We start from the raw sequence: 20,345 nt of genomic DNA on the forward strand, positions 1-20,345 counted from the left end.
TCAGCATCTACACTCCGAAAGATCGCGAAGCGCTTTGGACGGCTCATCCTCTTCGCTGCGATAGCGCAAGCCGACCGGATGCCCCTTTGTCAGAGCGACGACGGCGCCGGCGAATGTGACCGGTGTTTCGAGCTCCAGAATTCGCCAGTTCGAAGGCGCGTCCGGGTCGCCGTCCAGCCGCACCAATCTTGGCTCGTTTGCCCAATCGAAGGTCACGTCGAAGCTGTCGAGCGGCAGCGATAGCCCGGCGCCATGTGCCTTGACGAAAGCCTCCTTGCGCGTCCAGCAGCGGTAGAAACCGTCGAGATAGGCCTCCGGCGGCAGTGCCTGCAGGGTCAGGTATTCCTTGCGGGAAAAGAAACGGCCGGCGATGTCTTCCTTGAGGAACCGGATCTCCTCGATATCAATGCCAAGCTCGTAGCGATCCGAGACGGCAAGGGCCGCGAGATCGGCGCTGTGGCTGAGATTGAAGCTGAACGGAGTGCCGCCTGGAAGGGCCACGGATGGCTTGCCGTAGTCGTTATAGGCAAAAGCCAATGATTTTGGCGGCAGGCCGAGATAGCGCCCCAGGATGGACCGCAACCGTCCCCGTCCGACAATGAATCGCCGCCCGTCGTGCTCACGAACGAAACGCGCGGCTCTCGCCAGCTCTTCAGCGGATAGCTGCGCCGCATAGCGATCGACCGAAGACGGCGGCGCATCGACGCTCCAGGTCCAGACGTCGATAAGGTCGGGACCGATAGTTTCGCGGTCAGCTGGTTGCATAGGACAGCTTGCCGCTGGCGGCCGGGCTCTGGCGAACCATACGTCGCGCCAGATAGGCGACCAGCGTTGCCGGGTAGTTCTCGCCAAGGCTGATGCGGCAGGTACGTTTCAGAATATCCAGCGTCTGCGCGCACATGTCAGGCGTATATTCGATCTTCCGATCCGTCCAGTTGTAGGGATTCATCGCGGGATGGCCGCTGCGTTGCTGCAGCACGGGTTGCCAGTTGGTGTAGACATGGCGACTGGAATCGTAAAGCCGATAGACGCCGCGCCTGTTCTCCTCGGCAAACTGCTTGGCATCATCGGGCGTTTCGAAGATGACATGCAGGCCCGCGGCATTGGCGACATCATTGTGCGGACCGACGCGCATCCTGTCGCTCTTCGACAGGATTTCGGTCATCATGTCGTAGCGCTTGCGCATGCGGGCGATCATCGGATCAAGCCGCTTCAGTTGGACGCGCAACATGGCGCCCTGGATCTGGCTCGCCTTGAAATTCACGCCAAGCATCGGCGGTTCATTGGCATTGTCGAGATAGCCGCGAAAGAGCGAGCCGATGTCGTGATACATGCGCGCCCGGGCGAAAAGCTGCGGATCGTTGGTGACGACGGCTCCGCCTTCGCCGATGTTCATGTTCTTGAACTGGTTGAAGCTGTAGGCACCGAGGTCGCCGATCGTGCCTGTGCGCTTATTCTTGTAGCTGAGGCCAACGGCCTGGCAGGCATCTTCGATAACGATCAGATTGTGCTCGCGGGCAATGCGCATGATGCTGTCCATGTCGCACACCATGTTCGACATGTGCACCGGGATGATTGCTTTTGTCTGCGGCGTGATCTTCCTGACGATATCGGCAGGGTCCATCGTCAAAGTCTGGTCGATATCGACGAGGATCGGCACGGCGCCGGCCGCCAGCGGGGCCGCGGCGGTCGCGATCCAGGTGTAGGCGGGTACTAGCACTTCATCGCCTGGGCCTATGCCGGCTGCGACCAGTGCCGAAATCAACGCCCCGGTGCCGCTGCTCATCGTCAGTGCATGCTGCACGCCGAACTTGGCGCAGAAATCAGCCTCGAACCGCAGCAGGGGACCGCCGGTATCGTCGCCAAAGCGTGCCAATTTTCCTGAGGCAAACACCGGCGCAAGCGCCATCCATTCCCGCAATCCGACTTTAGCCATATCTTTCGCTCCCGATGAAAATCAGCGGCTTTCTTGTTGGAGACTAGCGCCCGTTCACACCGTTTTCAGCATGGCTTTCCGGCCAGAAAGGCTTGCTGCGGAGCCAAACGACCTATCCAAAATCGGTAGCTGGCATGCGCGTCCATGCCTGATTGGAGGATTATCCGCCAAGCCGCGATTCCGATAGAAAAACAAGGAATTGTCGGAGAATGTTATCATGGCGATTTGCAACCTCAGATCAGCCCCGGATAACGCGCTGCTGTGTGCCGATATCGCCATTGTGGGCGGCCTCGACTGCGGGACCTGACGAAATCCGCTACGCACCATTTCGGGAAAATCGCTAGCCGAGGCGGAAGTAGAAGCCGGCGCTTTCGCTTCGTCCCAGTTCCGGATGGGTGTCGATAAGATGAGACAGCGACGGGATCGCCCAGCGGTCAACCTGCTTGTAACCGAGCTGTGTCACATCGCTCAGGAAAGTGGCCTCGTCGCGCATCTGATAGGGCACATATGCGCCGCTTATTCGTTCCAGCGTCACAACCATGCCGCTCTTGTGGAACGCGACTTTGTTGAGGATCAAATGTCGGGGCAAGGCGGGCAGGCGCTGCAGCAGGCCGGACAGCGGCACGTCCAGATACTGCATCAGGCCGGAACCGAGAAAAAGCGGTATGCCGCCGGCGTCCTCGATCCGGTCGACGAAGGTGAGGCCGGTCAAGCCTTCCTGCTCCGCCAAACGCCGGCCGACACGGGTAATCGAGGGCAGGTCGTAAACGATCCAGCGGAAGGATTCGTCGAGCGACAGCAACGGCCGGAAAGCCCTGTATTTCGTCCCCATGTGGCCGCCGGCATCGATCACGCCGTCAATCTCCTGCATCAGGTTGCGCATCCAGAACATCACCGGATAGTCCCATGGCAAGACCTGGCACATCAGGGAGAAACCGGCATTGGCGATTTCCTCATGGTCGTAGCCTGCCATTGGCATTGTCTTGGCGGCTGCGAAGGCGGCCTCATAGGAGCTATAAGCTCCCGTGAATCGCCGCGGGAAGGGCGATAGATAGCGCAGGCGCCCGCCAGCGGCGCGCAGCGGCGACAAGGAGCGGCCAAGGCTGCGTACGGTGCCGTCGAGGATCAAGCGCGTGTTCTTTGACAAGGATGCGGTCGGCATTACTGTTTCCTCAATCGGCCTCGGGCGCGAGTGGCCTTTCTCGTTTGAAACTTCCGGAGATTATCCTCGACCTGCGGCAAAGATCGGGATCGGGATGCCGATCACCTTCTGAAGGATAGCAAGGGTGAGCACGTAGATCGTTCCGCCGAACACGACCTGTATTGCCAGGGTCGACAGGTGCCGCAAGGCGGACGCTTCGGCAAGATAACCGAGCGAATAGACCGTTGCCGCCATTGCTGCGATGGCGACGGCGACGTAGGCGCAATCGCGTATCACCCGGCTCCATGCGAGGCCGCCGTAATTGCGCTGCAGATGCATCGAGACCGCAAAGGAGATCAGCGATGCCAGGCATTGACCCCAAGCGGTTATCTCGACACCGAAGGGTGCAAAGATCACGATCAGGCCAACGGAAGCTGCGCCATTGAGCAAAAGGGCCATGGGCATGTGCCTGATATTGCCGGTGAGCGACAGCAGCGGCTCGGTGACGTATCCGGGGGTCAGCAGCACCTGCTTGACCGACAGGATGGTTACCAGGATCGCAGCCGGCGCCCATTTTTCGCCAAGGACCACGTAGATCAGACCCGAAGAGATCAGCGACAGGCCAAGATAGATCGGCGCTGAGGCGGCCATCAGAATGGTCATGAAGGTTGTCGCGGACGCACCGACATCACGCGACGCCCTGCCGTCGGCATCGATCGTGACGGCTGCCCGGCGAAACAACGTCCAGGCGAGCATGCGAGCCGGCTCGCCGATAAGTTCGGAAAAGGCAGCAATGATGCGCTCGGCGACGCGATAATAACCTGCCTCGGTAAGGCCGAGAAAACTGCCGATCGCCAGCGTGCCGGAATAGGAGCGCAGGAAAATGATGAGGCGGTTCGCCAGAATATGACGCGAGAATTCGAGGATTTCGCGCGCGAATGGCCAGGTCAAGCGCAGCTTCGGAATCCAGCGTGCGACGATGGCGGAGGCGAAGAGGCCGACAAGCTGTGTTGCCAGCCGTCCCGCTACAATCGAGAAGACGTTCCAGCCGATCCACAGGCCGAGGATGGTGATGCAAAGCCCGGTGACCTCGGACGCGATGCGGATAGCTGCCTGTTTGCGCAATAGTCCTCTGGCGACCAGCAGCCCGTCATAGACGACCGAAAGCGACGAGGGGAGGAACCAGCAACTGAAGAGGCCGAGCAACATGGCTTCCCAAGACTGATGGAAGGCAAGCCACACCGTAGCGGCGATGCCTAGTCCGACTATCGTGACCAGCACGCCCGAAATGATTGAAATCGTTCCGATCTGGTCGAGTTCATGCTCGCTGCATTCCGTCTTCATGACGAATTCGCCCCATCCGCCTTCGGCAACGACGACGAGCAGGATCATGATGGCGGAACTATAGGCATAGAGACCGAATTCCGCCGATTCCAGCACACGTGCCGCAACGAGGAAAACAAGGAGCTGCACGACCTGGGAGACGATCTTCGAACATAAGGTCGAAGCGCCGTCACCGATAACGGACGGTAAACGCAGGCGAAGCCAACGCGGCAAGCCGAAGCGCCCGGGAGAGGACGGGGGAAGGTGAAAGCCGTCCATCAACGCACCGCCTGAGCCGAATGAAAGGACGCGAAAATCCCCCGGTTTATCCACCGTTGACTCATCACTGCCTCGTAATATTGAATGGTTTTCCTTAAGGAAAACCGGCTATGCTGTAGACAACTGACGTATTGTTCCCATTCGGAACACAATCTTGCGCCATGGGGAACAATCAAAAAACCAAGTAAATTGGCGTTGAATGGCCTAACGTTGCGTAAGCTGCCGTCCAGGCCCAAATTGGTTTTAACTGGTACTCGCTCAACCGAGGGCTTTTCGTAAACAGTCATGAGACAACAAGCAAAAGAGGTCATGAAGGACGTCGATCCCGATCGCGCCACAACCGGGCAGCGGCGCTCCCCGCGGCAGAAATTTGTACTTCGTTGGCTGCTGATATTGTTTTGTCTCGCTATCTGGGCTGCGGTCGCCATCTTCTTCATTTGGTGAGTCGTTCCTTTTCATTGCGAGCAAGCAGCACGACGCCGACGGTCTGCCAAAGAATGGCGATGTCCGTCCAGAAGGAGCATGTGTGGTAATAGTCGACGTCGAACTGCACACGCTCCTCATAGGAGGTGTCGGCGCATCGGTTGACCTGCCACAGGCCGGTGATGCCGGGCTGCAGCGCCACGTAGCAGTGCAGTTGCGATCCGTAGCGCTCGAGTTCCGCAGCCACGACTGGGCGTGGCCCGACCAAGCTCATCTCGCCACGCAGCACATTGAGGAGCTGCGGTAGTTCGTCGGCACTGCTCATGCGCAGGTATTTGCCAAGCCAGTGCACACGCGGATCGTTCATCAGCTTCCGGGTGGCCAGCCATTCTTTCTTCCGCTCCGGCTCGCGCTCCAGCAATTCGGCCAGGCGCGCATCGGCATCCCTGCGCATCGTGCGGAATTTCAGGCACTCGAACGTGCGGCCTTCACGACCGATGCGCGTGTGGCGGTAGATGATTGGGCGGCCATCGACCAATAGCAGCGCGATGGCGATCAAAAGAAGTGCGGGAGCGAGAAACAGAAGCCCCACGACCGAAAGCGAAAAATCGACAGCGCGCTTGGTGCGGCTGCGCCTCGCTGTCTGTTTCAAATCGTGAAGCGATTGCTCGTCATGAGCATAGCCATCAAAAGCCGACAGCATTTTTGGGAACCTCTCGACATTCCGAACCATTACCGCAAAGCTGCCAGTTGCCCCGAAACTTGACAATTGACCCTGCGGGTATTGCCCTAGTCCCATTGACGTAAAGCCGGGAAAGCTCGGCTAGGTCAGCGGGTAATTCGTCTACTCGACTACCCGATCGGCGACTGTTCAGCTGTTTCGGGATAATCATCTTCGATCGCGGTCGGGGCCGTCCTGGGGCTGGCCGCGCGCTCCAGAATGCGACCGTAGAGAGAGATCAGCGCATCGCGCCAGGAGGCTGGCGTGTGGGCTAGACCGCTTGACCGGCGTATGCAATTGACGCTCATCAGGCGGATCAGCATGTTGTCGCTCGCAAGCCGGCGCATCGCGGCGGCAAGCGATTCCACCTTGCCGCTCTGGAACGTCACTCCACAGCCAAGCTCGGCAATCTCTTGACTGAGAAGCGCGGCGTCGGGGAGGATGACTGGTATGCCGCTGGTCACGGCCTCTAGCGCCGCCAGCCCGAAAGGCTCCGGCACACGCGAGGAAACGACGAGCGCGCGGGCACCGGCGATGATGCCTCGCATCTCTTCCTTGGATTTCCATCCATGAATGACCACCTCGGGGTAGTGGCGCTCCAGCAGCGCGCGGCCGGCGCCGTCGCCGATGATATGGAGATCTACGCCGGCAAGCCGCGCCGCCATAGCAGCATCTTCAAACCCTTTTTCGGGCTCGAGCCGCCCGACGAAGAAGAAATCATGTTTGTTCCACGGCGCCATAGGCTGCTTCAGAAAGGGTTCGACAGGATTACGGATGATCTCGATATTGTCTGATCCCATGCCGCTGCGGTCGAAATAGTCCCGCATGCGCTGGTGCACGATGACGATATTGGCTGGCGTTTGGCGGGTCGGGTAAAAGTGCTCGCGCAGCAGATGCCGCGCCGATCGCCAGACCTTCTCGTGGTAGCCGCGCTTGTCGCACTGCGTCATCATGCATTGCATCGACATCGGCGTGAGATGGCAGACATCGTTCTTGCGATAATTCGCAAAGCCGCCGTTCGGGCATGACAGGAAATAGTCATGGGCATGCAGGACGACGCGCTCGCGCACCGGCCACAGCGCCCGAAAAATCGACGGCGACAGAATCTTCGACCAACCATGCACATGGTAGATCGTAGCTGGCGTGTCTCCGCGAGCGATGAGGCCCTGCAGGGCGGTGTACGCGCTCCTGCTGTAGAGCCCGCCGGCAAGGGCGCTCATGCGCCCCTGCTGTGTCAGGGGCTGACCATTGAGATTGATGGTATCGGGCGCCGGCGGATCGCCCCCGGGGGCATCGCCGGCAAAATAAGCGACCGGAATTCCGGCGCGTTGCAACAGATCGGCAGAAAGGATCGCCAGGTTCGACGCTCCGCCGACCTTGACGGAGCGGTCGTTGATGATGACGACCCTATCGGGACGGGGCAAGGTCACAAGACTACTCCATCGCTTCGACATTTTGCGGCGCAAGCTTGCCCCTCAGCAGGTCGAGGCAGGCCATTGCATTGCCCTTCAGGCGCCCCTTGCGATCGACCCAAGGCTCGGGCCGCCATGCCTTGACGAAATTGGCAATCAGGTTGCGGCTGATCTGGATCGAAGCGTGGCGGAAGCTCATGGTACGCTTGCGCATGAGATAGACAGGATTGGCGATCTGCGAATAACCGAGCCGGATGCCTGGCGACCGGCCGACCTTCGTGCCGAGATGCACGCCTTCCAGTTGCTTGGCGCTCACCACCTGGCCATATCGGGCGACGAGCCGGCTGAAATCGACATCCTCGAGCCAGCCATAAAAAGGCAGGTTCTCGTCGAAGCGCAGATTGCCAGCTTTGATGCTTGTGGTGCGGATAGCCATGTTGCAGCCATAGGCATTGTAGATCGGCTGGAACCGTGCCACCGGCTCCGACCGCCGCCGGCTCTTGGATTCGACCAGCCGCAATCCGTCGCGGACGGAAATACCGGGGCCGGTGATGCCATCGGCAAGTACTGTGCCGGTGCACATGACGATGTCGGGATGGAGCTGGAACAGCCGTTCGGTCTCTTCCAGATAATTCGGCGTCATGAGGAAATCGTCATCGAGGAAGAGGACTATGTCGGCATCCGGAGTATTGTCGAGGATCCGGTTGCGCTGGCGGCAAAGCCCCCGCTCGGAAATCAGCACCCGCACGGCGAAATCCAGATCACGTAGGCAGCTCGGATCGATGTCTTCCGGAGAGGCAAGGCAGACGACCACTTCGTCGGGCTTGCGCGTCTGGCGAGCGATATGCGGAAGGATCGAGGACAGGATGTCCCGACGACCGGTGCTCGCAATGCCGACAACAAGCTTGAGTGGACGGCCCGACGGCCGGCCTTCGAGCCGCCTGTCGGTAAAGCGGGTTTCGCGAGCCTGCGGTTTGCGCCACCAATGACGGCGTTCGACATGCCGGCGCTTTTCGCTGCTGCGATTGGCAATGATGCCAAGGATATTGATCGGCGTCGTACCGAAGCTTGCCAGCGCGTCGGACAGCCGTTCCACCGTCATCTTGTTGGTATGTCCGACAACGACGACGATGCCTTCGAGATAGGAGCAGATGACGCGTGTATCGGCCGAATCCTCGAAAGCCGACATGTCGACGATGACCACCTTATAGCGCCGGCGCAGCAGATCGATCTCCGCCTTTAGTGCCGGTAGGTGGCCATAGCGCTGGAACGCGGCGACGGATTTCTCCGTCTCGTCGACTGTAACGACCGGAACGCCGCCGCCATAGGCCTGAGCTGCCTGCCGGTCGGCTTCCGGATCATGTTCGATGGTCGCAATGGATAGGCCGTTTTCATGCGCGACGGAATAGCGTCGCGGCACTTCGTTCATGCGCAGCACTTCCATGCCAAAATCCGCTCCCGATTCCATCGCCACACCGCTCAAGCGTGCGTTGAGGAAATCGGCATCGACCAGCACCACCGACGCTCCCTCGTTCTGATAGAGCTGAGCGAGATTGGTCGCGATCGTCGTTTTGCCTTCGCCCGTGCCGACCGAGGTGATGCCGATCACCATCGGCGCGTTCGTCGGGAAGGCGGAGTCGACCGAATGTTTTACCCTCCGCAAAGCTTCGGAAAATTGCGAGTAGGGCGTGTCGAGCACGGATCTGAGCGGCGACATCGTTCGTCGCCAGGAGGTGCTAGCCGCCACAACATGACCAGGCACGAAGGCCGGGCTAGCGTAGACGGGCACATGGCCGAGCGAGGTGATGCCGAGCTCGCGCCGCAGCTTTTCGCTGGAGCTAACGCGCCGATCCATCCCGTCGCGCATGAGCGCTACTCCGAGCCCTGCGGCAAGGCCAAGCATGGCGGAGAAGGGGATGACGATCGAGGATTTCGGCCAGGTCTTCGCCAAGGGCACGGCGGCGGCCGTGACGATGCGAGCATTGCCGAGCGGGAAGGATTCCTTCTGCAGCGCGCCGATCAGCTGCTGCAGGATGCTTTCATACATCCGGCGATAGGTCGTCGCCCGGCTCTCCATTTCGGAGAGTTCGACACGCGCCAGGTTCTTGTCTGTGCCGGTCTCCGTCAGCGCGGCCAGTTCGTCGTTGAGCAGTTGCTCCCGAGTTTGCGCCACTTCCAGGTTGGAGCGGTAGACGGCCTGGATGCGGGCGTATTCCTTCTGCATCTCACCCTTAATCCGATCGATCTCATCTTGGGCGGCCGCAATTGCCGGGTTGCCGACATCGTACCGGCTGGCCAGATTGTTGAGCTTGGTCGTCGCCGCGCCGAGATCTTCCTGCAGCTTCTGTACCCGCGGGTTGTTGATCATCTCGTCGACATCGCCCTCGACCTTCTCGCCGGCCATCAGCCGGTTGAGGGTCGCAAGCTTGGCGGATTCGGCCGCCGTCTGTGCCCGGGCCGCCAGCGCCTGGCTGCTGATCTCCGACAATTGCTGCTGATCGAGCGAGGAAGAGCTGCTGATCTCCATGATGCCGTTCTTGGCGCGAAATTCTTCGACGCTCATTGCGGCTTCTCGCGCCTGCCGCCCGACTTCGATTAGCCGAGTCTCTAGCCATTTCGCGCCGCTTTGCGCCGCTGAGGCGCGCTCGGTGAGCCCTGTGCGAATGTAAGCGGCGGCAATGGCGTTGGCGGCCAGCGCAGCCTTGCGCGGATCGATGGAACTGTAGCCGATTTCTAGAATGTAAGATTGGCCGACACGATTGACCGTGACATGCGAGAGGAACGAAGCCATCGTGCGGCGCATCAGATCGTCTTCGGTCGGCGCAGCCTTGACGGGTTCGTCGGTGGAATGCTTGAAATAAGAGATAAGACCATGCAGCTGGTCGCGCAGCTCCGATTGCCACGACATACCGCCGACGATCTCAGGGTCTTCGCTGAGATTGAGCTTCTCGATCACTGCGCGGGCGATCGCCTCCGATTTGACGATTTCGACCTGGCTGGCAATCTCGGCAGCTTCGATTATGACTGTGCCGGTGAAGGCATCCTGGGATGCAATGCGACCCTGTTCGGGGTCCATCACAAGCCGCGTCGTCGCTGTGTAGATCGGCTGGGTGGTCTGTACATAGAACCCGCCGATGCCGAGCCCGACCGCCGTCGCGACGATGAAGATCAGCATGTGACGATGCAGGAAACGCCAAATATCGCGAAAGGAAATGTATTCGCTTCCATTTGATCGCTTGGCCTCAGACTGAGCACCGGGTACGCTTTTACTAATCTCGTGAACTGCCATGATATTTCCGCCCGACCTTGCTTCGATAAAATCTATTGAGATTGTGTGGGATCGGCCGAGGACAGCATCGCGCTATCTAGGCTGTTGGAAACGTTGTAGCGAACGTCCAGCACATCGCCCGGCTGCAGCTCTGCCGTTTCCGGCACCTCGGTAGCGGTGCCATTGTCGCCACCGCGGGTGACCCAATATTCAAGCGGCTGAAGATCGATCGCCTTCATGCTCTCGGAGCGAGACACCGAAGCGCCGGCGATCTGCAGCAGTTGCAGCGTCGTGGTGCGCTTCAGCTTGGTGTCCTCGATTTCGGTTTCGGTCGCCTGCAGTTGCTGTCCGACCTCGGTCTTGCGCTGCCCTTTGAGGTTCAGCGCATCGCGTTCCGTTTCGCTCAGCTTTTGCTTGGCCTGCATGGAGGCGACGACGAGATCGAGCTTGCCGCTCTGCATGTCGGCGACGACGCGTTCCAAGGAGGTCTTGCGCGACGTGGTGAGGATCTTAGTGTCGACCAGCTTGGAAATGTCCTGCAATTCGTCCTGGGCGATCTTCACCTGCTCGTCCTGGGACGCCATTTTCTCATCGAGAATGTCGATCTCGTTGCGCAGCAAGGTTTCGAGTTCTGCCGCAGCTTGAAGCTGTTGGCGCATCGCTTCAGCCCTGGCATTGAACACATCGATTTCGCTGGTCATGATCTGCCGGATGGCAGAGCCTTCGGGTGCCGCCTTGATTTCCGGCGGAAAATCGATGGTCGTCTGGTCGTTCAATTCGGCCATTAATCGGGCGCGCCGTGCGCTGAGCTGCTTCAATTGCAGCTCCATCCGATTGATCTCGCCCGCATAGCTGATCTGTTGCGCGTCGTTGTATTCACCGGTCGGACTGGAGCGGCGTTCGCGGCCGCCAGCCATCGCGACGGCCTGTTTAACCGTCAGGCCCGGCCGGAATTCGAATTCGCTCGGCTTCTCGACCGCACCAGAGACGTAGAGCATCGGATATTTCACCACTTCGACGGAAGCCGTGGGCGCGGTGGCAAGACCGGTGATTTGCTTCAGCCGGTCGCCGATTTGGGCGGAGACATCGCCGGTTGTTTTATCGGCGACGGACATCTCGCCGATCATCGGGATGGAGATCGTGCCGGCCTGGGAGACGACATATTCGCCGTTCAGCGCCGTCCACTCCTTATATTCGCCGGTCGAAGCGACCCATTCGACGATCGCCACCTTCATCCGCGTCTGGGGCTTGATGTGGTAGACCTGGTCGGACGCGGCGCTTGCCCGGTCGACAAAGGCGGTTCCAGAAAGTGCGAGCGTGAGAAACAGGCTGAGGATGGTGCCCGTTTTCCGTCGGGCTCGTCTGTGAAGAGCAGAAACTGTCAACATGAGGCGCGATCTCGTTTTCGTGTCCGTCGCGCCGCTGCAAATTTGCTGCAGCGCTATGGACTGAGATCATCCCCTGAACGCATTTCGAGTAAATCCCCTGCCGTAGGGTTACGCCTAATCCCTTCTGAGGAAAGAAAGGGCGGCGCGCAGCGTTGGGGTAACGGCGAATATATCATTGAGTTTAAACCTTTTTCGCCGCCTAGACCTTTTGGTCATGACGTTCAACCATTTGGATGCGATGGAGGACCGATGTGGGTTCTGTCGCATTGCTCGCCGCCCGCACAATGATGTCTCGGTCAACGGCGGAGGCGGTGGGATGCGGGTAGCGATCGTTCATTATTGGCTGGTGTCGATGCGGGGCGGCGAGAAGGTGATCGAGGCGCTCTGCGACATGTATCCGGACGCCGATATCTTCACGCTCGTCTATGACGAAAACCGCGTTTCCGAAAAGATCAGGAAACACAAGGTCACGACATCGTTCCTGCAGCGCATCCCCGGCGCAATCAAGGGCTATCAATCGTTGCTGCCGCTGATGCCCTTCGCGCTGGAAAGCTTCGACCTCAGCGGCTACGACCTGATCATCTCCAGCGAATCAGGCCCGGCGAAGGGTATTATCCCGTCGCCGCAGGCGACGCATATCTGCTACTGCCACTCGCCGATGCGCTATCTCTGGGATCACTATCATTTCTATCGCTCCAATGCCGGTCTCGCCTCGCGACTGATGTTGCCGGTGCTGGCGCCATTGTTGCGGTCCTGGGACGTCAACACCAGCCTGCGCGTCGATCGCTTCATCGCCAATTCCCACCATGTCAGCGCCCGCATCGGCAAATATTACCGTCGGCCGGCGACGGTCCTCTATCCGCCGGTCTCGGTCGACGATTTCACCCCGGCCGCGGCGACCGAAGACTTCTACCTCTGCGCCGGCCAGCTCATTGCCTACAAGCGGATCGACCTCGCGGTGCGGGCTTTTACAAAAATGAACCGCAACCTAGTCATTGTCGGCGAGGGCAAGGAAATGGAGAACCTCAAGCGTTTGGCCGGACCGACCGTCACATTTCTCGGCCGCGCGCCGTTCTCGGTGCTGAAAGAGAAACTGGCCCGCTGCCGCGCGCTGATTTTCCCAGGGGAAGAAGATTTCGGCATCGTTCCGGTCGAGGCTATGGCAAGCGGCCGGCCTGTCATTGCCTTTGGCAGCGGCGGCGCACTGGAAACCGTCGTTCCCGGAGTCAGCGGGATGTTGTTCGAGGAACAATCGGAGGAAGCGCTGATCAAAGCGGTGCATGACTTCGAAGACAATGAAGCTGCCTTCCACCCGGACATTCTGCGCGCGCATGCGGCTCAATTCAGCCTCCGCAATTTCACGGAGGGCATGCAGGCGATCATCGATGAGGAATTACTGGCACGCAAACCGGTCTCGCCACGCAGCAACAACCGGAGTTCCGTCGCCATCCAGCGTCTGTTCGAGGGACAATTCCCCGCGCCCGCGGTGGAAACGCCGCAACGGGTCGCCACGACCGATCCGGTGACGGTGCACGCACCGACCTTTTGAATTCATGTTCGGCCGCAGGAAGATGTCATTTGAATGCATTATACTATTGCGCAGCCAAAGGAGGCTGAAATGGCGTCGAATGTATTGCTTCAGACCCGAATCGACGCGGAAATCAAAGACCGTGCGACGGCCGTTCTTGAGAAAATGGGATTAACGGTGTCGGACGCCGTCCGCATCCTGCTGACCCGTACGGCGAATGAGGGCGCCCTGCCACTCGAACTCTTCAGCAGCAGCGATACCCACGATGCATGGTTCCGTGCGAAGGTTCTGCAGGCGCTCGAAGATGTCAGACCCGATGTCTATGACGTCGATGAGGAAAGACATTTTGCGCCAGCGCGAAGGCACGCCTGACGTACCCGAACGTTGAAGGTGTATGCCTCGACGGAGCAAATGCGCTTTCCGGGATGCGCCAGCAGCCGGAGCGGTGTAAGTGATTGGCAACGTCCGCCGATCTCCAGAGAAATCCGCCCCATGCGCCTCAGCAACATTGCCATGTATACCGGTCAGCCGCCGCTCGTTGCCGCAACGGACGCTCTCTGGGCCTATACACGCGACCGGCTGCGCAAGGCCGGCGTGACGGATGTTCCCGAGACACTGGATAAGGACATCACGCATGACGAAGCCTGGATACGGCCTGGACTCCTGCTGGCGCAGACCTGCGGCTTTCCCTATGTCAAGCGGCTGCGGGCCACGGTGCAACTGGTAGCAACGCCGGTCTATGACCTGCCTGGCTGTGACGGCCCGTCGATGCGTAGCTTCATCATCGTCCGCAAGGATTCGCGGGCTGAGGCGCTTGCCGATCTCCGGGGCCTTATCGCCGCCATCAACGATCCCGGCAGCAATTCCGGCACAAATCTCTTCCGCGCCGCCATCGCGCCGCTTGCGGAAAACGGCCGCTTCTTCAACCGCGTCATCGAAACCGGCGGGCATCTCCGCAGCGTCGATGCCGTGGCTGCTGGAGAAGCCGATGTCGCCGCGATCGACTGCATCACTTTCGGCAATGCCAAGCGCTTCGATCCCGACCGTGTCGCGGGTGTCCGCATTCTCGCGGAAACGGCCAGTGGGCCAGGCTTGCCATTCATCACCGGCTTGGAAACATCGGCGGAGAAGTTGGCGCTACTGCGCCAGATTCTCGCCGACATTGCAAACGAACCGACGCTCGCGAATGTCTGCGATACCTTGTCGCTACGCCGTTTCGAGGCTCTCGGCGATGCCGACTACGAACTGCTGGTTGAGCTTGAGCGGCAGGCGATTGTGTTGGGTTGTCCCGTCATCGCCTGAGCCGTTCTTCAGCTGGTCACTCCGCCGTCAACCTCACCGTTTGCGTCGCAAAGCGCGCGGACGAAACTTCGACGGCGATGGCCCCCGCTTCGCCGGTTGCCCGCAGCCAGAAGCCCGTGGTGCCGCCTTGGAAGGCCACTGTCTCCGGCCCGATGACCTTGGCGGGGCCATTAATCCTGATTGTTGCGATGTCGTTGAGGAAGGGCAGGCGGGAGCCAGCCTGGTCGAGTGCACGGATAATGACACGGGTCGTGTCGCGATCGCCGGCGCGAAGCGTCACGCTGTCGGCCTTTACCTCCAGAGTCGTTGGAACGGGATCGGCGACCGTGTGCAGCGTCGTGGCAGCCTTGCCGCCGATGAGACCGGTGAAATGCGCGTCCTCCCACTCCATGCCCCAAACGCCCAATTCGTCCTGGGTGAAATGGCGATGGTCGAAGATGACGGGCGGATGCGGCAGATGCGGGAAACTCTCTCGATCCGGTCCGAGACGCTTGGTCAGCGAGCCATAACGCAGCTCGATCTCGTCACAATTGGTCAGCACGATGAGGGGCAGCGCACCACCAATATTGCGCTCGCCACGCGCCCAGATCGTCACGGGCTTCATCACGATCTCCTCGGATGGTTCGCATTGGCTGGCGTAGGCATAGGCCGCGAATTTCGGCTCGCGGAACATGTCCATGACGCCGTGATAGCAGATGCGGTCACCGGAGCCGAAGTCGCTGTGCGTGTTGTAGTCGAACATGCACCAGCCGATGGCGCCGGAAATCGAAGGATCGCCATAAGCCGCATTCAGCACCTCCAGGTGTCGGCGCACGTGCTCGGCCTGCCGTTGTTCCTGGTCGTAGATCTTTGTCGGATACATGTGGCCGCCGAATTCGGTGATCAGATAGGGCACATTCTTTGAGAGACCGGTATTCTCCTGCTGCGGCCGCAGAGGCGTGCGCGGACGATTGGCGCCTGGCAGCTCCTCGTTGCCGAGGATGAAGTCGTTCATCGTATAGACGTCTTCAAGCAGCTCGCTCTCGGTGATGTAGCGCACGCCGCCGGTCTGGCGGGTCGGATCGAGCTCGCGCGCAAGCCGGTTGGTTTCAGAGTAGAAATCGTGGGAATCCTGCGATTCGTTGATGCGTACGCCCCAGATGATGATCGACGGGTGGTTCCAGTCGCGTTCGATCATGCGACGAACGTTGCGAATCGATTCCTGCTTCCACTCTTCGCCGCCGATATGCTGCCAACCGGGGATTTCCTCGAAGACCAGCAGACCGATGCGATCGCAATGATCGAGGAACCAGGTCGATTGCGGATAATGCGATGTGCGCACGACGTTGCATTTCAATGTGCGCTTCATGATCTCGGCGTCACGCTCCTGCGCCGAGCGGCCCATGGCGTAGCCGGCATAGGGGAAGGCCTGGTGACGGTTGAGGCCGCGCAGCTTCAACTTGCGGCCGTTGAGCAGAAAGCCTTCGGCCGTGAACTCGGCGGTGCGGAAACCGAATGTCGCGACATATCGATCGGAACCGTGTTCTGTCTTCAGTTCGGCCTCGACGGTATAAAGTACGGGATTGTCGAGTTCCCACAGCGAGACGCCGGCCAGATTGTCGAAGGTGAAGGTGACGCTGTTGCCCGAGGTTTCGGCGACGGCCGAAGCCAGCGCCGTACCATCAGGCGCGCGGAGGCTGACGGTTACCGTGCCCTTGAAGGCGAGACCTTGCGGATTGGTGATGTCGCAGCGAACGGTGGCGGATTTTGCCGCGGCCAGCACGTTACCGGTCTCGACCTTGACGTTGGCGATCGAGACAGGTGCTGCGACCTTCAGCCAGACGTCGCGATAGATGCCGGCATAGGTGAGATAATCGATACGACCACCGAAGGGCGGAATCTCCGGATTCTCGCTTCCGTCGATCTTGACGGTGATCAGGTTGTCGCCCTCCTTCAGACGACCGGTCAGCCGCGCTTCGAAGGGTGTGTAGCCGTCCTTGTGCGCGATGATCTCCTCGCCGTTGAGATAGACGACCGCATCGGCCATGGCAGCGTCGAAGACCAGCGAGACTTCACGTCCGGCAAAATCCGCGCTCCAAGGCAGGACCTTCTGGTAGGTGAAAGCGCGCTGATAGGATTTTTCATCAAAATAATTGAACGGCAGCTCAACCGCAGTATGAGGCAGGGTGACAGGCCGCCCTTCATGGAGATTGCCGGCATCGGCGGCCGAGAACCCCTCGTGAAAAGTCCAGGATTCATTGAAGGCGACAACAGAACGCATATTCAATCCTATCGATAGAGCCGTCGCACCCTGGACGAAGGCGTGTTGGTTAGAAAAAGTACGATTGCGACGTCGAACGTTGTCGCGGTCGGGCGACATCTATACAGGCCTGCCGCGACCGTGCAACGAAATCGGATATCGGATCTGGATTTCCTGATTGCTGCCCTCTTGCTCGAATGCCAAAAAACATACAATATACATACATTCCCTTGAGAGATACCGACATGAGCGATGATCAGGCAACGTCTTTCTGGACTCCCTCCGTCAGCAAGACGGCGGGACCGGTCTACCTGGCGATCGCCGATGCGTTGCAGGCCGACATCCGCGCTGGCCGTCTGGTAACGGGCACGCGCCTGCCGGCGCAGCGAGCGCTGGCCGAAGCGCTCGGCATCGACTTCACCACCGTCACCCGGGCCTATGCCGAAGCGCGCAGGCGCGGGCTGGTGGAAGGTCGGGTCGGGCAGGGCACCTATGTCAGCCAGGGCCGGACGGCGCCGCCGCGACAAAAGCCTCTTCCGAGCGGGCTGGTCGACATGAGCATGAACCTGCCGCCACGCTTCGACGATCAGGTGCTGACGGCGCGGATGTGGCAAGGGATCAGCGGGTTGGAAACCACCGATGGGCTGGACCTGCTGCTGCGTTACCAACAACCCGGCGGCGCGGCGCGCGACCGCGAGGCGGGAGCAGGATGGCTCGCCAACAGGCTGCCCGGTATCGGGCCGGAACGTGTTCTCGTTTGTCCCGGCGCTCAGGGTGCGCTGCTTGCGGTCACCGGCATGCTGACAGCTCCGGGCGACACCATCTGCGCCGAGGCGTTGGCATACCCCGGCCTCCTCTCGGTCGCAGCGCACTTGCGCCTATCCATCGCCGCTATAGAAACCGACGATAAGGGATTGATTCCGGAAGCTTTTGAACAAGTCTGTATTAGCAGGCGACCCAAGGCGCTTTACTGCAATCCTACCATCAATAATCCAACGACGATTACCCTGCCTTTGGCACGGCGCAAGGCCCTTCTCGATACCGCCGCCCGTTATGATGTCGCTGTTATCGAGGACGATGCCTATGGCGCGCTGCCGGTGCAACCGGTCGCGCCGCTGGCCGCGCTTGCACCGGAGCGGGTCTATCATATTGCCGGCCTTGCCAAATGCCTGTCGCCGGCGCTGCGTATCGCCTATCTCGCCGTACCGGATCTGCGCGCGGCAACCAGGCTAGCCGGTATCATCCGGGCCACCTCGGCCATGGCCTCGCCGCTTTCGGCCGCGATCGCCAGCCGCTGGATCGAAGACGGCACGGCAGAGGCTGTGCTAGCGGCCATCCGCCGTGAAACCAAGCTCCGCCAGGCTATTGCGGCGGAATTGCTGCCTGCCGCCAATCTGCTTGTAGATCCCGAGGGTTTCCACGCCTGGCTGCGGCTGCCTTTCGCCTGGTCGCGTGGCGAGTTTACGGCGCGGCTGCGTTCCGCCGGTATCGGCGTAGTGGCCAGCGATGCCTTTGCGCTTGGCCCGGCGCCGGAAGCGGTCCGTCTTGGGCTCGGCGCCGCGGAAGACTGCGAACATCTGCGCCAAAGCCTCGGTATTGTCGCAGATCTCCTGGCGGAGACACCAGCCGCTTCGGCGATCGTCATCTGATTGGACAAATTGCCGCGGCTGCATATATCTCGAAGCAATATGCATACAATAATTGACAATGTATGTATTTCGTGTCATACAACTTTCAACAGGACGGCCGGCGGCTTGAAAGTTGCCGATAGGGCCGCCCAGCTTCGGGACGACCCGCATGGGGCGCTTCGCCTGCGAGGCTCTCGGACATCACGCCCCAGGCGAATGCCCGATTTTTGGAAGGGACAAAACAATGTCATCCGAAGATTCATGGCCACCGCTTTCTCCGTTCCAGACCGGCGTGCGCAGCCGCTGCCCACGCTGTGGTCAGGGTCATCTGTTCAACGGCTTCCTGACGCTCGCTCCGTCCTGCGAAGTCTGCGGCCTCGACTATTCCTTTGCCGATCCGGCCGATGGCCCTGCCTTCTTCGTCATCTGCTTCGCCTGCATCCCGAGCGTCGCGCTTGCCGTCTGGCTCGAAGTCGCCCTCCAGGCTCCTTATTGGGTGCATGCCTTCACGACACTACCGTTCATGCTGCTCACCTGTATCCCGCCGCTGCGTCCGCTGAAGGGCTGGCTGGTGGCGAGCCAATATTTCTACAAGGCGGAAGAGGGTAAGCTGGCGCGCCTGGAAACGCCGCGTCACGACGGCGACCCGCATCCGCATTCCGCATAGGCGGGCCTATCTGGCCCTTGTATTCCTGATTTCCTCCCCAGGGCTCCGCACTGCCGCATACATGCCGGTGGTGCGGAATTCTGTAGGATTGATGCCGTAGGTACGTCGGAAAGCCTTCGAGAAATAATTGGCGTCGTCGAAGCCCGACATGATCGCGACTTCCTTGACCGGAATGAACGCCGCCTTGGTCAATAGCTTCGCTGCTCGTTGCATACGCTGCTGCAGGACGAATTCGGCCGGTGGCAGGCCTTCGCTGTCGGCGAAGACGCGTGAGAAATGGGCGCGGCTGAGACCGCTGACCTTGGCAAGTTCGCTCACCGGCAGCGGCTTCTCCAGATTGGCGTCGATATAGTCGATGACCGTCTGCATGGCGGAACGGTCGGTAGCGACCGCATGTGAGCCGAAAACGTCGTCGTAAAGCGCCATTGCGGCTTCATAAGCCACCGCCGAGGCGGAAGCCGGCGTGGTGGCGCTCCTGACAAGCCGCAGGCTGCAATCGGCAAGGTGGTCGATCGTTGACTGCTGCAATTTCAACATCGGCCCGGCGGCAGCCAGGATAAGGCGGTGGATACGCAACGCTTCCTCGCCGTTCATCGATATCCAGAAATATTCCCAACGCTCGCCCTTTTCCAGCCAGTAGCGATGATTGTGCGGCACCAGCACTAGCAGCGTATCCCCGGAACCCAGACGGTAGTTGCGGTTCTCGTAGCGCAGCCGGCCGCTGCCGCTGATCGTATGCTGCAACACCGTGAATGGCGTTTGGCCGCGCCGGCGGCCGTCCCAATCGTAGAGCTCGTTGTCCCTTATTTCATAACCGGCGCTGGTCGGCATGGCATGCAGTCGATGGCGTCCGCGCGGCAGCGAAACCGTCCGCATGGTTTGGCCGTTGGCGATCAAATCTTGCAGCACAAAATTACCCTTGAAAGCATAATAGTTCTCTGGTCGGCCAGATGATTATAGGCATAATTCCGGCCAGAAAACAGCATGGGCCTGCCGATGAGGACCGGCAGAAGGAGGAGAAAATGCTGGTTTTGCCGTTGTCGCGCTATCAGCGCGCCCATGGGATGAAAACACCATCTTCTTCTCCGCT

The 20,345-nt window shown here is 60.1% G+C and carries 15 protein-coding genes; 5 read left to right on the forward strand and 10 right to left on the reverse strand.

All coding sequences use genetic code 11. From position 1 onward, the window contains the following. The 8 genes from PY649_RS20695 to PY649_RS20730 form a co-directional block, all read right to left on the reverse strand. On the reverse strand, positions 1–765 hold the full coding sequence (locus PY649_RS20695) for a 4'-phosphopantetheinyl transferase family protein (RefSeq protein WP_285870528.1): 765 nt from the start codon (positions 763–765) through the stop codon (positions 1–3). Beyond that, positions 752–1,936, reverse strand: a complete 1,185-nt coding sequence (locus tag PY649_RS20700; protein ID WP_285870529.1) for a DegT/DnrJ/EryC1/StrS family aminotransferase — start codon at positions 1,934–1,936, stop codon at positions 752–754. Before PY649_RS20700 ends, PY649_RS20695 begins: the two co-directional genes overlap by 14 nt. A gap of 340 nt (positions 1,937–2,276) precedes the next feature. After that, a complete protein-coding gene (locus PY649_RS20705) occupies positions 2,277–3,098 on the reverse strand; it encodes a methyltransferase, TIGR04325 family (protein ID WP_285870530.1) in 822 nt (273 codons plus the stop codon). Positions 3,099–3,158: 60 nt separating this feature from the next. Next, positions 3,159–4,679 (reverse strand): oligosaccharide flippase family protein, encoded by a 1,521-nt coding sequence (locus tag PY649_RS20710; protein WP_285870531.1) that lies wholly within the window; start codon positions 4,677–4,679, stop codon positions 3,159–3,161. Positions 4,680–5,112: 433 nt separating this feature from the next. Continuing rightward, the gene (locus tag PY649_RS20715; RefSeq protein WP_285870532.1) at positions 5,113–5,805 is read right to left on the reverse strand and encodes a sugar transferase; all 693 of its coding nucleotides are present in this window, start codon (positions 5,803–5,805) and stop codon (positions 5,113–5,115) included. 149 nt (positions 5,806–5,954) lie between these two features. Further along, entirely contained in the window at positions 5,955–7,253 is a 1,299-nt protein-coding gene (locus PY649_RS20720; RefSeq protein ID WP_285870533.1) for a glycosyltransferase family 4 protein, read from the reverse strand. Positions 7,254–7,257: 4 nt separating this feature from the next. Continuing rightward, positions 7,258–10,524, reverse strand: coding sequence for a nucleotide-binding protein (locus tag PY649_RS20725; protein ID WP_285870534.1), 3,267 nt, complete (start codon positions 10,522–10,524; stop codon positions 7,258–7,260). 32 nt (positions 10,525–10,556) lie between these two features. Beyond that, on the reverse strand, positions 10,557–11,891 hold the full coding sequence (locus PY649_RS20730) for a polysaccharide biosynthesis/export family protein (RefSeq protein ID WP_285870535.1): 1,335 nt from the start codon (positions 11,889–11,891) through the stop codon (positions 10,557–10,559). Between the two features lie 316 nt (positions 11,892–12,207). Between PY649_RS20730 and PY649_RS20735 the strand changes: the two genes are divergently transcribed. The 3 genes from PY649_RS20735 (at position 12,208) to PY649_RS20745 (ending at position 14,721) form a co-directional block, all read left to right on the forward strand. After that, positions 12,208–13,440: a glycosyltransferase gene (locus tag PY649_RS20735; protein WP_285870536.1), complete on the forward strand. Its 1,233-nt coding sequence runs from the start codon at positions 12,208–12,210 to the stop codon at positions 13,438–13,440. 69 nt (positions 13,441–13,509) lie between these two features. Further along, entirely contained in the window at positions 13,510–13,791 is a 282-nt protein-coding gene (locus PY649_RS20740) for a type II toxin-antitoxin system RelB/DinJ family antitoxin (RefSeq protein ID WP_285870537.1), read from the forward strand. Positions 13,792–13,911: 120 nt separating this feature from the next. After that, on the forward strand, positions 13,912–14,721 hold the full coding sequence (locus tag PY649_RS20745) for a phosphate/phosphite/phosphonate ABC transporter substrate-binding protein (protein WP_285870538.1): 810 nt from the start codon (positions 13,912–13,914) through the stop codon (positions 14,719–14,721). A 16-nt stretch (positions 14,722–14,737) separates the two neighbouring features. On the opposite strand, the gene PY649_RS20750 is transcribed toward PY649_RS20745, so the two are convergent. Further along, complete coding sequence (locus PY649_RS20750) at positions 14,738–16,981, reverse strand: glycoside hydrolase family 2 protein (RefSeq protein ID WP_285870539.1); 2,244 nt, start codon at positions 16,979–16,981, stop codon at positions 14,738–14,740. A 224-nt stretch (positions 16,982–17,205) separates the two neighbouring features. Here PY649_RS20750 and PY649_RS20755 point away from each other — a divergent pair, with 224 nt between their 5' ends. After that, positions 17,206–18,609, forward strand: a complete 1,404-nt coding sequence (locus PY649_RS20755) for an aminotransferase-like domain-containing protein (protein ID WP_285870541.1) — start codon at positions 17,206–17,208, stop codon at positions 18,607–18,609. Between the two features lie 223 nt (positions 18,610–18,832). Beyond that, complete coding sequence (locus tag PY649_RS20760; RefSeq protein ID WP_285870543.1) at positions 18,833–19,255, forward strand: DUF983 domain-containing protein; 423 nt, start codon at positions 18,833–18,835, stop codon at positions 19,253–19,255. A 6-nt stretch (positions 19,256–19,261) separates the two neighbouring features. Here the strand turns inward: PY649_RS20760 and PY649_RS20765 are convergent, their stop codons facing one another. Further along, the gene (locus PY649_RS20765; RefSeq protein ID WP_285870545.1) at positions 19,262–20,164 is read right to left on the reverse strand and encodes an AraC family transcriptional regulator; all 903 of its coding nucleotides are present in this window, start codon (positions 20,162–20,164) and stop codon (positions 19,262–19,264) included. Positions 20,165–20,345: the final 181 nt, after the last annotated feature.

Origin of the sequence: Rhizobium mayense (assembly GCF_030272705.1) — a bacterium.
GTDB lineage: Bacteria > Pseudomonadota > Alphaproteobacteria > Rhizobiales > Rhizobiaceae > Rhizobium > Rhizobium mayense.